Here is a 20,467-nt window from a genome sequence, read left to right on the forward strand (position 1 = left end):
GTCAGCGCTTGAGGTGCTTGAGCGCCTTGGTCAGCGGGTCGGCCCACGGGGAGGCCAGATCCAGCCGCCGCAGTTCGTCGGCATGCTGGACGGCGGCCAACTCCGCCATCAGGCGGGCCCGCATCCGCTCGTCGTGCGCCGCGTTCGCGGCCCGCAGGGCGCGGCCCAGGCGGGTCTTGCGGAACGGGGTGACCCACGAAGCACGGGCCAGGTGGGCGGCGCGACGGGCGGCACGGTCCCGGGTGCGGGCCAGCGCGTCCCGCTCGTCGTCGCCCAGACCCAGCCGGGACAGGAACCGTTCCTTCAGCTCACGGCTGACCCTGGACCAGGTGCTGACCCGCTGGCGCGTGTGCCGGAGTTCGATGCCGAGCGCCAGGTGCAGCATGGTCACGCCGAGCACCGGTCCCAGCGCGACCCGCGCCAGGCCGGAGACGGGGCCTGCCAGGTCGAAGGCCATGTAGCCGGACGCGGCACACAGCGCCCACAGGATCAGGCGGGCCGGACCGGGCTTGCCGGTGCTGCGGATCCCGGCGCGCATGGCGAACCCGCACGCGATCAGCGCGACCTCCACCACGGCGAACATGGCGGCCCGCTCTTCGACGCTCGTGATCCCCAGCTTGATGCCGAAGAACCGCCACGAGGTGTCCACGGACACCAGCAGCGACATGAACGCCACGACGTAGAAGCCGAGCGAACCCTCCGGCGCCTTCCGCTTGGCCTTGGCGGGGGCCGCGGCGGTCGCGGTGCCCTGGCCGTCGGCGGCCTCCTCCGGCTCGGCCTGGGGTTCCGCGGCCGCATCCACCGTTTCGACGGTGCGGCCCTTGTCGAGTTCCGCCAGCATTTCGGCGGACATGCGCGGCAGGTCCCCGGTGTCGCCCAAGCCGCGCTCGGCGCGCCACTTGTTGACCTGGGTGGACACGTAGGACCGCTCGCGCTTGGGGTTGGCCACCACGCCGTAGGTCATCAGGAACGCCAGCACATCCGACGTCGACGGATGGACCAGGGCCTCACAGGCGTAGCGGATCCGCTCGTCCATGGTGTTCAACATGGCCAGACGGGCGGCGTGGGCCGCGCTGCTGAGGACGTCCGCGGACGCAGCCTGCTGTTCGCTCTCGGTTTCCATGTAGCTATCCCTGCTATTCGAGTGCTCGGGCGAACTCTTCGGGGTGACCGCCGGCGACCCGCAGCGCTGCGATGATCACCACCGACTGCGGGTTTCGTCGGCCGGGGCCGGCCGACGCGCGCAGTGGGGCTGCGGTCAGGGCCTTCCCGGCTCCGACCGCGGTAGGGGCCGGAACACAGGTCGGCTTGGACTCGGGCAACGGGAATCCTCTCGTTCTCGTCGTCGCGGTTCGTGATCATAGCGGGTCCGCGGCATCATCCGAATGGTCGTCCTCGAGATGTTCATCAGAACGCGATGTGACGAGAGAGAGGGCCCCCGCCCGATGCCGGACAGGGGCCCTCCTGCTGCGATCAGCGACGTCAGCCGTCGTTCTCCGAGGACGGGAGGTAGGCGCCCGGCACCTGGTCCGGCGCGAAGATCCGGTCCTCACCCGGGTAGGGCTGGGTGAACCCGTGCGCCTCGTACCAGGTGAAGTGGTTCATCTGCGCCGGGTTGGCGTAGTCGGGGACCGCACCCGGCCCGGACAGGCGCTGGTGCGTCTTCCACTCGTCCCACTGCGCCGCCACGGCCTGCTTGTCGGCCGGTACCGTGTCCGCCGAGGCGGCCGCGGCCACCGTGCCGGACACCGTGCTCTGCGGTGCGGGGGTATCCAGACCACAGGCGGGCGGGGTCTTCAGGCCACCGGTCAGCGAGGTTTGGTTGGGTACGGCGGTGAACGGCGTGAAGTCCGGCGCCTGGGTGAACGCCGCCCGCATCGGGGTGGCCGCGCTGTCCTTCTGGTTCATCGGCTTGACCCCGAGGATCTGCTCGATGGTCCGGATCATGGTGATCTGCGAGTAGTAGTGGCTGTCGACGACGCCGTGCTTCGCCCAGGGGCTGATGATCTGGATCGGGGCACGGTGGCCGTCGACGTGGTCGAGGCCGGCCTGGGAGTCGTCCTCCACCACGAAGATCGCGGAGTCCTGCCACCACTGGCTGTGCGAGATCTCGTCGACGATCCTGCCGACCGCCAGGTCGTTGTCCGCGACCTGGGCGGCCCCGTTCGCCGGACCACCGGTGTGGTCGCTGGAGAGCCAGAACATGTTCAGGTTGGCGGGACCGTTCTTCTCGAAGTCACGCTTCCAGATCTCGGCCCGGTAGATGTCCGGGACGCTGGTGTCGAACATCGGGAAGCCCTTCACCGACACGTCGTTGAGCGACGGGATCGGCGAGGTCGAGACCAGCGGGTAGGCGGTGTCCTGCCCGGTCGCCTGCATGTTCTTGGTGTCGCAGTACAGGTTCTGCCAGCTCGCACCGGCGGGCTTGGTCAGGAACTGCTGGAACTCGCCGAAGTTCCGGACGCTCTTGCCCGTCGCCTGCACACCCGTCCAGAGGAAGCCGGTGCGCTGGTGGCCGAGTGCGTCGTTCTCGGTGTCGTAGCTGCGGATGTACTCGCCTGCCGAGGACTCGGTGTACTCCGGGTTGTCGGCCTGCATCAGCCAGTTGTGCCCCTCGGCGGAGTTCGTGCCGATGTCGTAGGTGTTGTCGTAGAGCCCGAACTGCTGGGTCATCGCGTGCTGGTTCGGCGTCACGGCCTGGCCGAACTGCGCCAGTGACGGGTCGCCGTTGCCTGCCGGGATGTCACCGAACACCTGGTCGTAGGTCCGGTTCTCCTTGACGATCAGGAAGACGTGCTTGATCGTCGAGGGGTCGCCGAGCCGCAGCGGGACCGGCACCGGCTTCGCGTCCCCCTTGCCCTCGGTCAGCGTGACCGAGCCGCCGTGCCAGCCGTTCTGCGTGAAGACCTTGCCGGTCTCGGACCTGATGACCCCGTCGTCCGGCAGCGTGAACCGCTGCACGCTCGACGTCGTGTCGTGGGTGCCGTGCCCGGCGGCGCTGGTGGGACGGCGGGCGTCGATACCCCGGGTGTTGGAGACCACCACCTCGTTGCCGACGGTGGTGATCTCGGCGGGGAAGTAGTCCGTCGGGAGCAGGCCCACGTAGCTGACCGGTTCCTGCGGGCTCTGGTACCGGTAGACGGCGACCGCGTTGGCGCGGCCGAGCGTCACCAGCAGATGACCGTCGTCGGTGAGCGTGACCGCGTCGGGCTCGTAGCCCACCGAAGCCTCCGGCCACGGCTGGGTCGCAATGGTCTGCACCACCGCGTCGCGGTGGGTGTCGATCACCGACACGTCGTTGGTGGCGGTGTTGGTGACGAACAGCGCCCCGTTCTTGGCGTACAGGGCGGTCGGGTGCAGGCCGACGTCGATGCTCCCGGGCGCGGTGGCCGGGTTCGCCAGATCGATGACGCTGACCGTGCCGGTGGTGGTGGCCGCGGTGGACTGGTCGGCCGGGACCTGCGTGCCGTAGGAGTTGATGGTGGGCTCGCCCGGCTTCGCCGGACGGCCGCCCTCGTTGCTGACGTAGAGCTTGGTGCCGACCAGCGCGAGGTCGCGGGGGGCGTTGCCGACGGCCCAGCTCTGCTGGATGACCCCGGTCGCCGCGTTGATGGCGACCACGCGGTTCTGGCCGTTGACCGCGGAGTACACGGTGGAGCCGTCGGGCGAGAACACCGCCTGGCCCACCAGTGCGCGCTTGCTCCCGTCCGCCGCGATCTTGACGAAGACCGGGTTGGCGAGCGTGCCGTCCGGGTTCACGGTGAACTTGCGGTAGCCGTCGGCCTGCCCCAGCCACAGCTGGGAACCGTCCGGCGAGTACGTGGGGCCTTCTTGGCCCACGTCGTTGCCGCTGATGCGCAGGTTCGCCGCCGCGTTGTTGCCGACGAGCTGCTGCACACTCCAGTTCTTCAGGTCCACGACGGCGAGCGCCATCCCGCCGTCGGTGATCGAGGCCGCGAGGTGCGTCCCGTCCGGGCTCACCGAGGACGACATGATCTTGCCGTTGTTGAGGACGAGGCGGTCACCGTAGGGGGCGATGAACTGGTCGCTGGAGATGACCTGGCCCTGATCGGTCAGCTGACCCACCTGGTCCGTACCGAACTGGTGCGTCTGGGCGAGACCGATGCCGGTTCCGGCGGCGACGACGGCGAGCGTGGTCGTGCCCGCCGTCGCGAGGCGTACCTTGCGGCCGCCGCGTCTGCGGGGAAGGTCCGAACGGTCCTTCTCGGCACGCCGTCTGCGGCGTGTTACCTGCATGGGGTTATCCCTTCCGGTGGGTGGGGAGCAGTTCGACGTTGCCGTCGAACTGCCAGAGCGGGTTCGGTTCGTCCCCGGCCGGGGTCCGTACCTGGAAGTAGCCGTTCACTTCCTTCGGTCCGTCGCCGTCGGCCACGAACCGCCCGTCTGCGGTGACGTCGAGCTGGTAGATGGCCGTCCCCACGGCCTCGACGCCGGGGAGGTGCCAGGAAACGACGCAACGCCAGTCGTTGCCGGGTCCCTCGGGGGTGCGCAGGCCGCCGCCCCTGGTGCACGCCGCCGTGGCCCCCAGTTGCGCCTCGGTGACGTCGGGACGGTTGAGCTGGGCGGCCTGCAGGCGGTAGAGGTGGGCGAACGCGGTGGCGACCGAGTCCTGCACCTTGTCCTGCCCGATCCCGGTGCCGGTGACCCCGGCCGCCGGGCTGATGATCCCGATCGTCAGGGCGAGCAGCCAGGCCAGTGGCAACAGCCCCACGGTGACCGCGCGGCGCCCGGAGCCGTCCTGGGTCGGGTTGGTGAAGTCGCGCTTCAGGAAAAGCAGCCAGGCCAGCGCGGTCGCGGTCAGTGCCCACACCAGGCTCACCGCGAGGGAGATCAGCAGCGGGCCGAGCTGGACCGGACTGGTGAACAAGCCGTTCCACGCGATGAACGCGTAGCTGGGCAGCGCGAGGCGGACGCCGACCGGCAGCGGCAGCATCTGGGCCGCTTCCATCGCGAGTGCGACGACGACGGGCAGCAGCAGTCCCATCGGGGACCGTCCTAACGCGACGGACCCGAGCAGCCCGATCGCGGCCAGTGCGAGCGTCGGGGCGAGCACGCAGACCCAGGCGAGCAGGACCTTCCCGGCGGCGTCCCCGGGCGCCAGCAGGTGCCCGTCGAGGCCGGCGAGGGGCCGGTTGCCGACCGCCGCGACCCCGCCCGCCGCGCTGGAGAGGGCCAGCCCGGCCACGAGCAGCAGGATGACGGTGAGACTGGCCAGCGCCTTCGCGGCGAAAAGCCGCCGGGGCGACCGGATCGCCACCAGCAGGTGGCGCCAGGTGCCGAGCCGGTCCTCGGCGGCGAACACGTCACCGGCGACCACCGAGGTCAGCAGCGGAAGCGCCCAGGTGCCCGCGAAACCGAGCATCACCAGCGATCCGGCCCAGCCCGTGGCGCTCATCCAGCGGCCGAAAAGGGTGTCGACGGGAAGCGAGCTCTGCTGGCTCACCACGGCGACGAAAAGCGCCGGTGCGCTCCAGCAGGCGAGGACCAGCAGGCGCACGCGCCACTGTGCGAGCAGCTTGACCAGCTCGAAGCGGTAGGCGCGAGCCACCGTGACGGGGCGGGCGGCGACCGGTGGGGTGCCGGTGGTGGTCGCGGTCATCGGTCGGACTCCTGCTGCTCGGTGAGGGCGAGGAACGCGGCTTCGAGCGGGGACACCACGGGGGCGAGTTCGCGCACCGCGATGCCTTCGCGCACGAGCCGCACCACGAGTTCGTCGAGGGCGGGGACGAGCAGGCGCACCACGAGCACCTCGTCACCCCGCCGCACCGTGGCGTCCTCGACGACACGGACCCCCGGTGTGTCCTCGGCGAGCCTGCGGGCGGCTTCCGGATCCGAGGTCACCAGCCGGTAGTCGAGTTCACCGTTCTCGGCGGACAGCTTGTTCAGCGGACCGGAGAAGACGACCCGTCCGGTCGCGAGGATGGTGACCTCGGAGCACAGTGCCTCCAGGTCGTCCATCCGGTGGCTGGAGAGCACCACGGTGGTCCCGTCCGCCGCGAGCCGGGTGAGGACACCGTGGACGTGCCTTTTGCCCGCGGGGTCGAGGCCGTTGGAAGGCTCGTCGAGCACCAGCAGCCGTGGCCTGGTGAGCAGGGCGGCGGCGAGCCCGAGCCGCTGGCGCATGCCGAGGGAGAAACCCCGGACGCGGTCGTCCGCGACGTCGGTGAGCCCGACCTGGTCGAGCACGTCGCCGATCCCCGCCGTCCGCGCGTCACGGCCGCGGAGGGCGGTCAGGGCGGCGAGGTTCTGCCTGGCCGTGAGCGAGGGGTACAGACCGGGCCCGTCCACGAAACCGGCCACCCCGTCGGGGGCGGCCAGCGCCCGTCCGACCGGCGTGCCCAGGATCTCGAGACGGCCCTCGTCGGCGACGGACAGGCCCAGCAGCAGGCCGAGCAGCGTCGTCTTCCCGGCGCCGTTCGGGCCGACCAGCCCGTGGATTTGCCCCTGCGCCACATCCAGGTCGACGCCTTCGAGCGCAATGACCTCGCCGAAACACTGGGTGATCCCGCGCGCCCGGACCGCGAGAGTGGTGTCCATGGCTCCCTCTCTTCGTAACCTTCCGGGAACTTAGGGAGAGCAAATGACGCAGGCAGGGGTGTGAGTTGAACGCCCGGGGAACGGAGGACGACCGGTGTCGGACGCGTCGATGCCCTGTCATTGACGCTTATGTCCCCCTCGGGCCGGTGTCGGGTGCCCTGGAGGTGGCCCGGACCTTGAGAAAGCGCTTCAAAGGCGCCGCGCCACTGTCCACAGTGGCTGGTCACGGGCGGGAGAATCGGTGGTTCCCGCTTGGCTGGCGCGGCGACGCGGCCCTCGGCGCCCGGCTTTCGCTGGCACGGGCGTGCCGAGGACCGGTCGGTCTATCCCTGGTTCCTGTTACCCGCCGAACCGATCGTGCGATCCAGGAACGCCTGGATCCGCCCGTCGGTCGCCGCGGCGGTCCACAGTTCCCCGAGCGCGGGTTCGCTCAGCCCGTCGAGCCGTTCGTGCACCTCGCGACGGACCTGTGCCTTGGTGTAGCGGAAGGTGTCGGCGGGGAAGGCGGTGGCCAGCTCCTCGGCGACGGCCACCGCCCGGTCCAGCAGGGCGTCCGGTGCGCACAGTTCGTCGACCAGACCCAGCGCGAGTGCGGCTTCGGGATCGTGGTTGGTGCCGTCGAAGATCGTCTGACGCGCGCGGACCGGACCCAGGGTGAACCGCATGATTTCCAGTGCCGTCTCGGGGAACGGCACCCCGACCCGCAGCTCGGGGACGCCGATGACCCCGGTTCCGGAGGCCATGATCCGGTGGTCGCAGGCCGCGGCGAGCACGCAGCCCCCGGCGATCGCATGCCCGTTGATCGCGGCCACCATCGGTTTGCCGAGATCGAACACGGCTCGGAAGGCAGCGCTGAGCGCGGGCAGGAATTCCGCCACGTACGCGGCGCCGCCGTCCACGACGCGCCTGAGGTCGACGCCCGCGGAGAACGCGCGGCCGGCTCCGGTCACCACCACGGCCCGGGCCCCCTCCTGGCCGTCCAGTTCGCGCATCGTCCGCTCGATCGCCCGGCACAGTTCGGTGTCCAGTGCGTTGACCTTGCCGTGGGCCAGCCGCACCAGCGCGACGCCGCCCACCAGCTCGACCTCGGTCGTCACCACTGCGGGGGTTGTCCGAATCCGGGCGGCTGCTGCCCGTAGGCGGGCGGCTGCTGGACCGCCGGGGGCTGGTTGCCCCAGGCGAGCCAGCGGCCGGTGAGCGGCAGCGCCGCCAGGATCACGGTCGCGATCGCCGGGATCAGCACGATGAAGAGGCCGCCCGCGGTGGCGCCCATCATCTCGGCGTTGGAGAGGCGGGACGAGTAGATGCCGCTGGACCACACGGCGGCCAGGGCGATGATCCCCTGCGCGATCTGCACCGCGCTGCCGGTGAGGACGAGCCAGCGTCCCGGGGTCTTGCGCACGAACAGCAGCACCGCGCCCGGCCCGAGCGTGATCACCTCGATCACGTACGCGATCGCCTGCATCCAGCCGACCCAGGCCAGCTTCGTGTGCGCCAGCACGTCGAGCGTGCTGAAGTTGCGGATCGCGAAGATGACGCCGAAGAGCGCGCCCGCCGCGGCGAGCACACCGGCCGCGATCGCGGTACCTCCGCTGGGCTTCCGCTGGAGGTCGACACCACCCGGGTACTGCGGCATGCCGGGATACTGGCCCGGCGGTGGCGGAAAGCCTTCGGGAGGTGGGTACTGCCCCGGCGGAGGTGGAAAGGTCATCGGCATCCCTCGAACAGAACGGCGCTGCCGGAACCGGCCTCGCGCTGGCCTTCCGGATGGTACCCGCCCTAGTGGGCCGTGTTGTAGCAATTTCGCCCCGGTGGCTCACCGAAGTGATCACTGTTCGCGCATCGTCCGCTCGACCGCCCGGCACAGTGCGTTGACCTTGCCGTGGGCCAGCCGCACCACCGCGACGCCGCCCACCACCTCGACTTCGGTTGTCACCACTGCGGGGGCTGCTGGCCGTAGCCGGGAGGCTGGGGCGGAAAGCCGGGTTGCTGCTGCCCGTAGGCCGGGGGCTGTTGTGCGTAGAGAAGAGGTAGCTGGACCGCGGGCAGCTGGTTGCGCGAGGCGAGCCAACGGCCGGTGATCGGCAGTGCCGCCAGGATCGCGGTCGCGATCGCCATGGCCAGCACGAGGAAGATCCCGCCGGCGTTCCAGCTCATCATCGTGGCGCTGGGCAGGCCGCTCGACCACAGGATGATCAGGGCGATGATGCCCTGCGCGATCTGCACCAGGCTGCCGGTGAGCACGAGCCAGCGTCCCAGGGGCCTGCGCAGGAACAGCACCACCGCGCCGGGGCCGAGCGTGAGGACTTCGATCAGGTAGGCGAACGCCTGCGTCCAGCCGAGCCAGGTGAACCTCGTGCCGCCCAGACCGACCAGCAGGCCGAAGGTGTCGATCACGAAGGTGAGGGCGAGGGCGGAGCCCATCACGGCGAGCGCCCCGGCGGCGATCGCGGTGCCCGCGCTGGGGCGCGGCTGGATCGTCTGGTTCACTCCACCCGCGTACTGGGGCATGCCGGGGAACTGGCCCGGTGGTGGCGGCGGAAAACCTTGGTAACCGGGGTACTGCCCCGGCGGAGGCGGATAGGTCATCGACATCCCTCGCAAGGAGTGGCGTTGCCGGAACAGGCCACGCACTGGCCCCTGGATGCTACCTTCCGTAACGTGCCGTGATGGTGGGATTGTGCCTGGATGGCTCACCCAAGTGGTCATGGCGGCGCCGGCGCGGACGGGGAGTGCACGATGGAACCCTTGGGGGCCGGGGATCCGGTTCGGATCAGTGGTTATCGGCTGGAAGGCCGGCTCGGGGCGGGCGGTATGGGGCAGGTGTACCTGGGCACCTCCGCCGACGGCAGGCAGGTCGCCGTGAAGGTCATCCGCCGGGAACTGGTCGACGACCCGGAGTTCCTCGTGCGGTTCCGCCGGGAGGTGGCGGCCAGGATGGCGGTCTCCGGCAGGCACAGCGTTCCGGTGGTCGGAGCCGACCCCGACGGCGACCCGCCGTGGCTGGCCAGTGTGTACGTTCCGGCGCCGTCGCTGGCCGAAGCCGTCGCGGACCGCGGGCCGCTGCCCGAGGCCGAGGTGCTGCGGCTGGCCGCCGGGCTCGCCGAGGCGCTGAAGACGATCCACGAAGCGGGGCTCACGCACCGCGATCTGAAGCCCGGCAACATCCTGCTGGCCGAAGACGGACCGCGCGTGATCGACTTCGGGCTCGCGGTCAGCGTGGACAACACGGCGCTGACCAGGACCAACATGGTGATCGGCACGCCGGGGTACCTGGCGCCGGAGCGGATCAAGGGGGAGGAGGTGGGCCCGGCGTCGGACGTCTACTCCCTCGGCGCCGTGCTCACGTTCGCGGCCACCGGCCGGGCACCCCACGGTGACGGCTCGTTCGCCACACTGGTGTACCGGATCCTTTCCCAGGAGCCCGATCTGGCCGGGATCCACGGGGTCCTGCGCCGGGTGGTCAGCGCCTGCCTCGCCACGGAGCCGACGCTCCGGCCCGGCCCCGAGGGGATCCTGCGGATGCTCGCGGGCGAAACCGTTCCCCCGCCAGTCAAGCCGACCGCGAAGAATCCACCCGCGAAGAATCCGCCCACGAAGAAGATGGCCGGGCCGGGAGAGCGGCGTCCGATCCGCTGGGCAGTCGTGCGACGCAGGCTGGTCAAAGGGTTCTGGCTGTTGGTGGGCACCGCGGTCCTCGCCACCATCGCCGTCCTCGTCTGGCACAGCGTGAGAATCGAGTACCACCTTTTCGGCAAGGACGATGCCGCCCGGTATCTCGGCGTCTCGCCGGGAACGGTGTTCGAGACGGAGGAGTCCATCACCCCGGACGGAAACCATTTCGCGCACAGCTATCAGTGGAACCCGATCGGCGACGGCGAGCGGTCGGTCCTCTACCGGATCCATGAGTACGAGGATGCCGACGCCGCGGGGAGCAAGGTCCGGTTGCCTCCCGGGGCTTCGCTCGTTCCGCTGCCGAACGGCTCCAACGCGGTCATCCAATCCGGCAGCACCGGCTGCGTGCTTCAACTCCAGAACGACGATTTGCTGATCGAGGTCTACTTCACCCTGGACACCGCCAAGGGGGACAAGTGCGCCCCCGCCCACGACGCCGCGCGCCTCCTCGACGAGCGCCTGGGTGAGTTCCCGTGATGTCAGGTCCGGGAGAGGACGGAACACCGGCGGTTCAGCGGGGAGCCGAATCGGGCGGCAGCCGCAGTTGCAGCGACGCGAACAGGCGCAGCAGCGGGTCGTCCAGGTCGAGACCGGCCACCTCCGCGGCCCTCCGGACGCGGTGGCGCAGGGTGTTCGGGTGCACCCGCAGCCGGGCGGCGGCCGCACGGACGTCGCCGAGCGCGTCGAAGTAGGCCAGCAGGGAAGAGGCCAGCGCGGTGTCGTGCCGGGCGTCGTGGTCCCGCAGCGCCGTCAGCCGGGGATCCCGCAGGTGGGGCTGTTCCGCGAGGACGGCGAGCGTTTCGCTGACGAGGACCTGCGACCGGACGTCGGCGAGCGTCGCGACGTCGAGGTCCACATCGCGGCCCATCGCGTCGAGGACCCGGTCCGCCTCGCGGCGGGACGCACCCACTTCGTCCATTGTGGACACGGTGGCGCCGATACCCGCCCGCACCCGCATCCCCGGATGCCGGGCGGCGGCGCCCACGATCTCCTGGGTCAGGCCAAGCAGGGCGCGGCCCGCCTGCGGGGCCAGATCCGGCAGGAGCACGTAGCTGCGGTCGCCGAGCTGGCTGACCAGGGCACTGCGCCGGTAGGCCGCGGCGTGCACGGAGATCACCGCCGCCAGTGCCGAGCGCCGCAACTCCCATTCCGTCCGGTCAACCGGCTCGCCGTCGCGCACGGCGAAGGCCACGACCGCGACCGGTTTCCCGGGATCCGCCCCGATCTGCCGGGCCACCGAGGCCGCATCGCTGCGGCCGTCGAGCAGCGCCGCCAGCAGGTTCTCCCGCAACCGGGCGCTGGTCCCGGCCGGGCTGCGCCGCTGCACCAGGTGCAGCGCGACCACCCGTGCGGCGCCCGCCAGCGCCGGTTCGGCGCGCTCCGCCAGCGGGGCCGTCCCCTCCTGCACCCAGATCGCGCCCAGTGGCCGTCCGCCGGCATGCACCCCGACCGCCAGGCGGCGCCGGATGCCCAGGTCCGCCCGCTCCTCGACGCGCACCACCTCCCCGGTGGTGCGCAGCCTCTCGTAGACCCCCCACTCGTGCAGCATGGCCAGGTACTGTTCCGGTCCCTTCCTGCCGAGGATCGACAGCCTGCGCAGCTCGTCCACTTCGTCGGCGGAACGCGAGTACGCCAGCACGCGGCTCGCGGTGTCTTCGATGCTGACGCTGCCCCCGGTCAGCGCCGCGATCGTCTGGGCCAGGGCGAACAGATCGCCGACGGGCTCGGCGGCGTCGTCGTCCGTCCCGCCGTGCAGGGTGTCCAGCACCTCCCGCACGAGTGCCGCCAACTGCTCCCAGCGCGCTTCGGCCGCCACGGCGAGCAGTGCGACACCGGCGTCGGTGGCCGCGGCGCGCAGCAGGGGCAGCGCGGAGGGGGATTCGACCTTCACCGCGACACCGGCCGCGCGGTGCCGTCCCGCGGCCTTGATCAGGGGTAGCGCGGCGCGGCCCCGCGCGCCGATCACCAGTGCGAGGTCTCCGGGGCGCACTCCGGGTGTGTCGTCGGGCTCGACCACCACGACGTCCCGGATGTCGGTGTCCAGCCCGTCCGGGGCGGCCTCCAGTTCGACCAGCGAATCGCCCAGCGCGATCAGGACCTGCCGCAGGCTCATATCTTGTCCTTTCGGCCAAAGGGCTGGCGACAACCTTGGCGGAACGGACAAAGTCCGGCCGGGTTGGCGATTTTAGCGTTGCTCCCACAGGAAGCGAAGGGAGCAGTCGTGGATGCCGTGACCACCGTGCCGACCCCGGCCAACGAACCGGTGCTGCAGTACGCGCCGGGCAGTCCCGAGCGGGCCGGGCTCGAAGCCGCGCTCGCCGAACTCGGCGGGGAACGGTTCGAGTTCACCGCCACCATCGGCGGGCAGCAGCGCATGGGCGGCGGCCGCCGGGTCGACGTGGTGCAGCCGCACAACCACCGCGCCGTGCTGGGCACCCTCGCCTACGCGACGCAGCAGGACACCGAAGCCGCGCTGGCCGCCGCCCGCGCCGCGGCGCCCGCCTGGCGGGCACTGTCCTTCGACGACCGGGCGGCGATCCTGCTGCGGGCGGCCGATCTGCTGTCCGGTCCCTGGCGGGCGAAACTCAACGCGGCGACCATGCTGGGCCAGTCCAAGACCGCCTACCAGGCCGAGATCGACGCGGCCTGCGAACTGGCGGACTTCTGGCGGTTCAACGTGTCCTTCGCCCGCCGCCTGCTGGCCGAGCAGCCCGCCAGTTCGCCGGGCGTGTGGAACCGGACCGACCACCGCCCGCTCGAAGGCTTCGTCTACGCGATCACCCCGTTCAACTTCACCGCGATCGCGGGCAACCTGCCGACGGCACCGGCGCTGATGGGCAACGTGGTGCTGTGGAAGCCTTCCCCCACCCAGAGCCTGTCCGCGCACCTGACGCTGCGCCTGCTGGAGGCCGCGGGGCTGCCGCCCGGCGTGATCAACCTGTTGCCCGGCGACGGGGTCGCCGTCTCCGAGGTGGCCCTGAACGCACCGGATCTCGCCGGGATCCACTTCACCGGTTCCACCCGGACCTTCCAGCACCTGTGGTCCCGGGTCGGTGCCAACATCGCAACCTACCGCGCCTATCCGCGGCTGGTGGGGGAGACCGGCGGGAAGGACTTCGTGCTGGCGCACCCCTCGGCGGACCTCGACGTGCTGCGCACCGCGTTGATCCGCGGCGCGTTCGAGTACCAGGGGCAGAAGTGCTCGGCGGCGTCGCGCGCCTACCTGCCCGAATCGGTGTGGAAGCGGCTGAAGGACCCCTTCCTCGCCGAGGTCGAGGCCCTGACCGTCGGCGACGTGACCGACTTCGGAAACTTCATGGGTGCGGTGATCGACCGCCGAGCGTTCGACCGGCTCTCCGGCGTCCTGTCCCGGGCGCGGACGGACAGCGCGCTCGAAATCCTCGCCGGGGGCACCGCGGACGACACCGACGGCTTCTTCGTCCGGCCGACCGTGATCGCCTCCGGCGACCCCGCGCACGAGGTGTTCACCACCGAGTACTTCGGGCCCGTCCTCGCGGTGCACGTCTACCCCGACGCGGACTACGAGCGGGTGATGGCGCAACTGGAGGGCGCGGCACCCTACGGCCTCACCGGCTCGGTCATCGCCACCGACCGCGCGGCGATCGCCCGGGCCGCCGCCGAACTGCGGTTCGCGGCGGGGAACTTCTACATCAACGACAAGCCGACGGGAGCGGTGGTCGGCCAGCAGCCGTTCGGCGGCGGCCGCGCCTCCGGCACCAACGACAAGGCGGGCTCGATGCACAACCTCCTGCGCTGGGTCAGCCCCCGGTCCCTCAAGGAGACCTTCGTGCCCCCCACCACCGTCGCGTACCCGCACCAGGGCTGAGGCCGAGGAGGATCCCCATGCTGCGCAGTGTCCTGCTGGCCGCGGCCGGTTCGGCCGGATGCCGGTCGCTCGTCGAACGCACCCCGCTGACCCGGCCGCTGGTCGAACGGTTCGTCGCGGGGGACGCCGTGGACCAGGCCCTTCGGGTCACCGCCGCGCTGGCGGCGGACGGCCGTTTCGTGACGCTGGACCATCTCGGCGAAGACGTCACGGACGTCGCGACGGCCGAACTCACCATGCGGGCCTACGTCGAACTCCTGCGGCGCCTGGCCGACCACGGGCTGGCCGGCCACGCCGAGGTGTCGGTGAAGCTGTCCGCCGTCGGGCAGCGGTTGCCCGGCGGCGACCGGATCGCGCTGGACAACGCCCGGCGTATCTGTGCCGCGGCCGCTTCGGCGGGAACCACCGTCACGCTGGACATGGAGGACCACACGACGACCGACGCCACCCTGGGCACGCTGCGGGCGCTGCGGGAGGACTTCCCCTGGACCGGCGCGGTGCTGCAGGCCTACCTCAGGCGCACCGAACAGGACTGCCGCGACCTGGCAGGCCCCGGGTCACGTGTCCGGCTGTGCAAGGGCGCCTATGCCGAACCCGCTTCGGTGGCCTACCAGGAGAAGTCCGAAGTGGACCGCTCCTACGTGCGCTGCCTGCGGATCCTGATGGAGGGCGCCGGGTACCCGATGGTCGCCACGCACGATCCACGGGTGATCGCGGTCGCGGCCGAACTCGGCCGGGACCGCGCGGACTTCGAGTTCCAGATGCTCTACGGCGTCCGCGAACCCGAACAGCGCCGCCTCGCGCAGGCGCACCGGATGCGGGTGTACGTGCCCTACGGCGACCAGTGGTACGGCTATTTCATGCGGCGGCTGGCCGAACGCCCGGCGAACCTGGCGTTCTTCCTGCGCTCCCTGCTGCCGGGGTAGGCCTACTCCGCGTCATCCTTCGGGGCCGGCCGGGGGCCAGGGCGCCGGTGCAGGAGGTCGAAGCGGGACCACATGGCCTCCGCCGCTTCGATCGATTCGTTGGTGCGAACCGGATCGACGGCGGCCAGTTGCGCGACGACCGCCTGCACCAGCGCCATGCCCGCGGTGAGGGACGGGAAGAACGTCACGCCTTCGGCCGGGATCATCAGCACCCGTTCCGCCGCACCGGCCAGTGCGGGGCTGGCGGCGTCGGTGAGGACGAACACGCGGGCGCCGCGGTCGCGCGCTTCGTTCGCGGCGAGCACCGTGCTTTCGTACAGGCGCCAGAAGCTGATCGCCACGAGGACGTCGTCCTGGCCGAGCTTCGCCATGATGTTGGCGAGCTCGGCGTCCCCGTTCGTCACCGCGTGCACGTCGTAGCCCGCCAGCCGCGCATTGTGCGCGAAGGCTATGCCGACGGCCGAGTAGCTGCCGTCGGCGATCACCACGGTGCGGCGTGCTTCGGCGATTCCCTCGGCGACGCAACGGATCTCGTCCTCGTCGAAGCGCCGGTGCAGCAGGGCGAGACTGTCGAGGTCGCGGCGCAGCGAAGCGGAGGCGGGCGAGTCCGCCCCGTGGTGCTCCTCGGCCACCTGGGGGGCACTGAGCGATGACAGGTAGCGCGCCCGGAGCTCCTGCTGGAGCGCGGGCCAGCCCGCGAAACCCAGTGCCTGGGCGGTCCTGGTCACGGTGGCGACGTTGACCCCGGCGAGCTGGGCGAGCTCCCCGGTCGATCCGAACGAGGCCCGGCGCGGCTGGGACACCAGCACCTCGAGCACGGCTGCCGCCTTCGGCCGCAGTCCCCGCGGGGGCAGCCGGTCCCGCAGCCACTCCTCGAGACCGTCGTGGTTTTCCTTCTCGTTCACTGAAGCCTCCCGTCACGAGCACACCACAGCCCTCGACGAGGCCGCTTCCCGGGCCGGGGAGCTCTGTTACGAGTATGCAAACGATATTGCAAATAACCCTATCTGCATCATACGTTGTCGGAACTCTTGTCGCTCCGACCTCCAGGGAAGGCGTTGTCATGACGCTGCTGGCACGACTGGACCGGCTCCCGCTGAGCCGTCCGCACTACAAACTGCTCCTCATCGGCGGACTCGGATACACCTTCGACGGCATGGACTCGGCCGTGGTCGCGTTCCTCCTGCCCAGCGCGAAAGCGGTGTGGCGGCTGAGCAACGGTGAACTCGGGCTGATCGGTTCGGCGACCCCGTTCGGCTTCCTGTTCGGCGCGATCGCGGCGGGCCTGCTCGGTGACCGCATCGGCCGCAAGAAGGTCATGATGTTCGCGCTGGCCTTCTACGCGCTGTTCTCGGTGGTCGCCGCCATGGCACCGAACTACCAGATCTTCCTCGGGGCGCGGGTGCTCGCCGGTGCCGGGGCGGGGGCGGAAAGTGCCATCATCGCCCCGTTCCTGTCCGAGTTCGTGCCCGCAAAGCGGCGCGGCTGGTTCGTCGGCGCGCTGGCCGGGTTCTTCTCGTTCGGGTTCGTCGCGGCCGCGCTCCTCGGCCGGTTCGTCGTCTCGGCGATGCCCGAAGGCTGGCGCGTGGCGCAGGTGATCACCGCCGCGCCCATCGTGCTGCTGCTGTGGTGGCGCCGCTCGCTCCCGGAGTCGCCGCGTTTCCTGCTCGCGCAGGGCAGGCGCGCGGAGGCCGAGGAGGTCGTCGCGAAACTGGAGCGTGACGTGGAGAAGGCGACCGGCACGCAATTGCCGCCCGTCCCGTCCCAGGCCGTCGCCTCGCTCACCGAGACCCCGAAGGTCAACCTGCCGACCGCACTGAAGTTCCTGTGGAGCCCGGCCATGGCGCGGCGGACCGCGGTGATCTGGGTGGTCTGGTTCGTGATCACCTTTTCCTACTACGGCTTCTTCTCGTGGATCCCGACCCTGCTGATCGAACGCGGGATCACGGTGACCAAGAGCTTCGAGTTCTCGATCATCATCTACCTCGCGCAGGTGCCGGGCTACTTCTCGGCCGCGTGGTTGTCCGAGCGGTTGGACCGCAAGCACACCATCGCGCTCTACCTGGCCGGTTCGGCGGTCAGCGCGTTCTGGCTGAGCCAGATGAGCCTGCCGTGGAGCATCACCCTGGCCGGGGCGGTGCTGTCGTTCTTCCTCAACGGCACCTACGCCGGGGTGTACTCCTACACGCCCGAGGTGTTCCCCACCTGGATCCGCGCCACCGGCACCGGACTGTCCAGTGCCTTCGGCCGCGTCGGAAGCATCCTGGCACCCACCATCATCGGCGTGTTCGCGGCGAGCCTCGGCTTCGGCGGCGTCTTCGGCCTCACCACCGCCGTGCTGGCGGCCGGGGTGGTCTGCGTGGTCGTGTTCGGGCTGTCCACCGCCGGCCGTTCACTGGAGGAGCTGACCGAGCGCGGGGCGGCCGCGACCGTCACGGAGAAGCTGGCGAAATGACGGAACTGTCCAGAGTGGAGGATCAGGTGCGCGAGGAGATCGGGGTGCGGTTGTTCACCGTGCTGGCGTGGTTGCCCCGGCGGCGGGTCCTGCGCCGGGTGTACAGCAGCCACCCCGGGCAGTACCCGGTGGGCGGGGAAAAGAGTGTCGAGGTCGCCGAGGGCTGGCTGGCCCAGTGCATCGAAGGGCAGCGGCCCTACCTGGGAGCGGACCGCGCGGCGGTGCGCGAGGTGTTCGCCGATCACCGGCTGATTTCCGCGCTCGGCTGCGGCGCGGTCATCAACGTGCCCGTCGTCGAGGAGGGCAGCACGCTGGGTGCGCTGGCCATCCTCGACGCCGAGGGCAGCTACGACGAGGAATCGGTCGCGGCGGCGGTCGAGGCGGCTCCGCTCGCCGTCCCCGCGCTGCGCGCCGTCCTGCGGGAAGCGGGTGAGCTGTGAACGACTCGCTGCTGGTGCGCAACGCCCTGCTCCTCGACCCCGGGACCGGGGAATACCGCGAGGGCGACCTGCGGTGCGCCGAGGGCCGCATCGTCGAGACCGGGCCGGGACTGCGCGCGCCCGGCGTGCGCACCGTGGACGCCGACGGGGCCGTGGTGCTTCCGGGGCTCATCGACGCCCACGTGCACGTCACCGCGTTCACCGCGAACCTGGGCTCCCTGCCGGAATCCTCACCGTCCTATGTGGCCGCGCACAGCGCCCGGATCATGCGCGGCATGCTGGCGCGCGGTTTCACCACGGTCCGTGACGCCTCCGGCGCCGACTACGGGCTGGCCGACGCGCAGGCGGAAGGGCTGTTCCCCGGACCCCGCCTGCTGTTCTGCGGGCGGGCGCTGAGCCAGACCGGCGGTCACGGCGACACCCGCGGACGCGGCACGCACCGGCAGGACGACCATCCCTGCTGCGCGGGGCTGGGCCGGATCGCCGACGGTGTGGACGCCGTGCGGGCGGCGGCGCGGGACGAACTGCGCAAGGGAGCGCACCACATCAAGGTGATGGCCTCCGGCGGAGTCGCCTCGCCCACCGACCGGATCGACTCGACCCAGTACTCCGCCGAGGAAATCAGGGCCGTGGTCGAGGAGGCCGGGGCCGCCAACCGTTACGTGGCGGCGCACGCCTACACCGCACGGGCGGTGAACCGGGCGCTGGAGCTGGGCATCCGCTCCATCGAGCACGGCAACCTGCTCGACGACCGCAGCGTGGAGCTGTTCCGGGAACACGACGCGTTCCTGGTGCCGACGCTGGTGACCTACTGGGCCCTCAAACAGGAAGGCCGGGAGTACGGGCTGCCGGAATCGAGCTGGCGCAAGGTGGACGAGGTGCTCGGCGCGGGCCTGGCCGCGCTGGACCGGGCCGCCCGCGGCGGCGTGAAACTGGTCTTCGGCACCGACCTGCTCGGCGGGATGCACCGCCACCAGAACCACGAGTTCCGGTTGCGCGCCGAGGTGCAGCCGCCGCTCGAGGTGATCCGGTCCGCCACCTCGGTCGCCGCCGAACTGGTCGGCATGACGGGGGAAGCCGGCACGCTCGCCCCCGGCGCGCACGCCGACCTGCTGGTGGTCGACGGCGATCCGCTGGCCGACATCGGCGTGCTCGCCGAGCCGAAGCACCTCCGGCACGTCATCCAGGCGGGCCGGATCGTCGGCGGCCACGGCACGCCCTGAACGGGCCGGGGCCCTGGCCTGCTTTCCCATGAGGGGGCGCGCCTTCAAGGTGGCCTTGAGGGCGTTTATGACCCTGAAGGCGACCTTCAGGGCACCCCACACGGCAGCGTGGGACCCCTCACGGCCCTATCGCCGGGCGTGCGAGTGTCCGGTGTGGACGGTGAGGGGCACGTCGTTCGGCGGCGGCAGGGTGGTCCCGTCGCGCAGCAGGACCGGACCGACCGGCACCGGGGCGGACGACGGTGGTGGCGGCACCGGAGCCGGGGCGGGGGCGGGTTTCGGCGGTTCGGGTTGCGTGATGGCCGTGCCGTGGGCGGGCGGGGCCGGGTTCGGTACCCGTGACGCGGAAAGGTCCACCAGATCGGCCAGCCCCTTGTCCTCGTCCACCCTGGGCACGCCGAGCTTCGGCAGGCCGAGCAGGTCGAGCGCGGTCTTGGTGATCGAGGGATGCCACGACCAGCGGTGGTCGATGCCCGGCCGGACCCGGCCGCCGAACATCAGCAGTGGCACCCGGGGGCCGTAGGCGAGTTGCACGCCGTCCGGCGTGGTCTCCACGTTCGGGGTCGCGACGTGGTCGTCGTAGCCGCCCCAGTCGTCCCAGGTGAGCAGGAACACCGTCGAGTCCCACGCGCCGGCCTTCGTGATCGCGTCGACGATCCGCCAGACCGCGTCCATGCCCTCGGTCACGTTCGCGGGTGGGTGCTCGTCGAGGGGGGAGTCGTGCCACACCATGGACAGCGCGGGCAGCGAACCGTTCCCGGCGTCGGTGATGATGTCGGCCGACCGGGCGATGTTCGGCGAGCCCTTGAGTTGCCGGTAGAACTCGACGGGATAGCCGCTGGTGCCGGTGTAGGCCTTCCAGGTCACACCGTGGTCTCCGGCGTGGCCGGGCAGCGAGGGCAGGTCCCAGACCGGGGAAGGCTGGTTGCGGGGCGGATTCCGCAGGGTCGGCGTCTGCCCTCCGACGATGAGCAGATGATTCGGCGTGGAGTTGGTGCCGTAGCCCGCGCAGTGGTTTTCGAGGAAAGCACCGGAGGCCGCGAGCCAGGCGTAGAACGGCAGGTCCTTGACCGTGTCGAACTGGACGTGCGCGCCGGGGGACCGCTTGGTGAGCCAGCGGTAGTAGGCGTGCCGGTCGTGCGGCTGGTCCGATGCGGGCGGGTTGGGCGACACCGGCCAGCCGGTCGCGACGTTCGCGCCGAAGGCCGCCATGGACCGGAAGTAGTTGTCGGTGGTGTGGTTTTCCTGCACGAGGATGACCACGTGGGCCACGGGTCCGGTCGCTGCCATGGTGTGCCCTTTCGCGTCGTGTCCTCCTGTGCGAAGCCTCCCGCGCCGCCCCT

Annotated in this window: 16 protein-coding genes; 6 read left to right on the forward strand and 10 right to left on the reverse strand. The window is 71.0% G+C overall.

The features are described 5' to 3' along the window. Position 1: 1 nt before the first annotated feature. The 7 genes from ORV05_RS10020 to ORV05_RS10050 all read right to left on the reverse strand — a co-directional run bounded on the left by ORV05_RS10020 (position 2) and on the right by ORV05_RS10050 (position 9,147). The gene (locus ORV05_RS10020) at positions 2-1,123 is read right to left on the reverse strand and encodes a hypothetical protein (protein WP_268758171.1); all 1,122 of its coding nucleotides are present in this window, start codon (positions 1,121-1,123) and stop codon (positions 2-4) included. Positions 1,124-1,482: 359 nt separating this feature from the next. Then, a complete protein-coding gene (locus ORV05_RS10025) occupies positions 1,483-4,257 on the reverse strand; it encodes a bifunctional YncE family protein/alkaline phosphatase family protein (protein ID WP_268758172.1) in 2,775 nt (924 codons plus the stop codon). 4 nt (positions 4,258-4,261) lie between these two features. Then, positions 4,262-5,620 carry an ABC transporter permease gene (locus ORV05_RS10030; protein WP_268758173.1) on the reverse strand — a complete coding sequence of 453 codons (1,359 nt, stop codon included), beginning with the start codon at positions 5,618-5,620 and terminating at the stop codon, positions 4,262-4,264. Further along, on the reverse strand, positions 5,617-6,558 hold the full coding sequence (locus tag ORV05_RS10035; protein WP_268758174.1) for an ABC transporter ATP-binding protein: 942 nt from the start codon (positions 6,556-6,558) through the stop codon (positions 5,617-5,619). The genes ORV05_RS10030 and ORV05_RS10035 overlap by 4 nt, the downstream gene beginning before the upstream one ends. A gap of 323 nt (positions 6,559-6,881) precedes the next feature. Continuing rightward, complete coding sequence (locus tag ORV05_RS10040; RefSeq protein WP_268758175.1) at positions 6,882-7,655, reverse strand: enoyl-CoA hydratase/isomerase family protein; 774 nt, start codon at positions 7,653-7,655, stop codon at positions 6,882-6,884. After that, the gene (locus tag ORV05_RS10045; RefSeq protein ID WP_268758176.1) at positions 7,652-8,194 is read right to left on the reverse strand and encodes a hypothetical protein; all 543 of its coding nucleotides are present in this window, start codon (positions 8,192-8,194) and stop codon (positions 7,652-7,654) included. The genes ORV05_RS10040 and ORV05_RS10045 overlap by 4 nt, the downstream gene beginning before the upstream one ends. Positions 8,195-8,490: 296 nt before the next feature. Next, a complete protein-coding gene (locus tag ORV05_RS10050) occupies positions 8,491-9,147 on the reverse strand; it encodes a hypothetical protein (RefSeq protein WP_268758177.1) in 657 nt (218 codons plus the stop codon). 150 nt (positions 9,148-9,297) lie between these two features. Here ORV05_RS10050 and ORV05_RS10055 point away from each other — a divergent pair, with 150 nt between their 5' ends. Beyond that, on the forward strand, positions 9,298-10,710 hold the full coding sequence (locus ORV05_RS10055; protein WP_268758178.1) for a serine/threonine-protein kinase: 1,413 nt from the start codon (positions 9,298-9,300) through the stop codon (positions 10,708-10,710). 34 nt (positions 10,711-10,744) lie between these two features. On the opposite strand, the gene ORV05_RS10060 is transcribed toward ORV05_RS10055, so the two are convergent. After that, entirely contained in the window at positions 10,745-12,346 is a 1,602-nt protein-coding gene (locus ORV05_RS10060) for a PucR family transcriptional regulator (protein WP_268758179.1), read from the reverse strand. 108 nt (positions 12,347-12,454) lie between these two features. Between ORV05_RS10060 and pruA the strand changes: the two genes are divergently transcribed. Both pruA and ORV05_RS10070 read left to right on the forward strand, forming a co-directional pair. Beyond that, the gene (pruA, locus tag ORV05_RS10065; protein WP_268758180.1) at positions 12,455-14,080 is read left to right on the forward strand and encodes an L-glutamate gamma-semialdehyde dehydrogenase; all 1,626 of its coding nucleotides are present in this window, start codon (positions 12,455-12,457) and stop codon (positions 14,078-14,080) included. A gap of 17 nt (positions 14,081-14,097) precedes the next feature. After that, entirely contained in the window at positions 14,098-15,006 is a 909-nt protein-coding gene (locus tag ORV05_RS10070; protein WP_268758181.1) for a proline dehydrogenase family protein, read from the forward strand. Positions 15,007-15,008: 2 nt separating this feature from the next. On the opposite strand, the gene ORV05_RS10075 is transcribed toward ORV05_RS10070, so the two are convergent. Beyond that, on the reverse strand, positions 15,009-15,911 hold the full coding sequence (locus tag ORV05_RS10075) for a MurR/RpiR family transcriptional regulator (RefSeq protein ID WP_268758182.1): 903 nt from the start codon (positions 15,909-15,911) through the stop codon (positions 15,009-15,011). A gap of 158 nt (positions 15,912-16,069) precedes the next feature. Between ORV05_RS10075 and ORV05_RS10080 the strand changes: the two genes are divergently transcribed. Genes ORV05_RS10080 through ORV05_RS10090 form a run of 3 tightly spaced genes read left to right on the forward strand, consistent with a single transcriptional unit; the run spans position 16,070 to position 19,124 of the window. After that, positions 16,070-17,461 (forward strand): MFS transporter, encoded by a 1,392-nt coding sequence (locus ORV05_RS10080; protein ID WP_268758183.1) that lies wholly within the window; start codon positions 16,070-16,072, stop codon positions 17,459-17,461. Then, on the forward strand, positions 17,458-17,901 hold the full coding sequence (locus ORV05_RS10085; protein WP_268758184.1) for a GAF domain-containing protein: 444 nt from the start codon (positions 17,458-17,460) through the stop codon (positions 17,899-17,901). Before ORV05_RS10080 ends, ORV05_RS10085 begins: the two co-directional genes overlap by 4 nt. Beyond that, positions 17,898-19,124: a metal-dependent hydrolase family protein gene (locus tag ORV05_RS10090; RefSeq protein WP_268758185.1), complete on the forward strand. Its 1,227-nt coding sequence runs from the start codon at positions 17,898-17,900 to the stop codon at positions 19,122-19,124. The genes ORV05_RS10085 and ORV05_RS10090 overlap by 4 nt, the downstream gene beginning before the upstream one ends. A 126-nt stretch (positions 19,125-19,250) precedes the next feature. Here ORV05_RS10090 and ORV05_RS10095 read toward each other — a convergent pair whose 3' ends face one another. After that, positions 19,251-20,414 (reverse strand): alkaline phosphatase family protein, encoded by a 1,164-nt coding sequence (locus ORV05_RS10095; protein ID WP_268758186.1) that lies wholly within the window; start codon positions 20,412-20,414, stop codon positions 19,251-19,253. Positions 20,415-20,467 lie beyond the last annotated feature (53 nt).

Origin of the sequence: Amycolatopsis cynarae (genome assembly GCF_026802195.1) — a bacterium.
Lineage (GTDB): Bacteria > Actinomycetota > Actinomycetes > Mycobacteriales > Pseudonocardiaceae > Amycolatopsis_E > Amycolatopsis_E rhizosphaerae.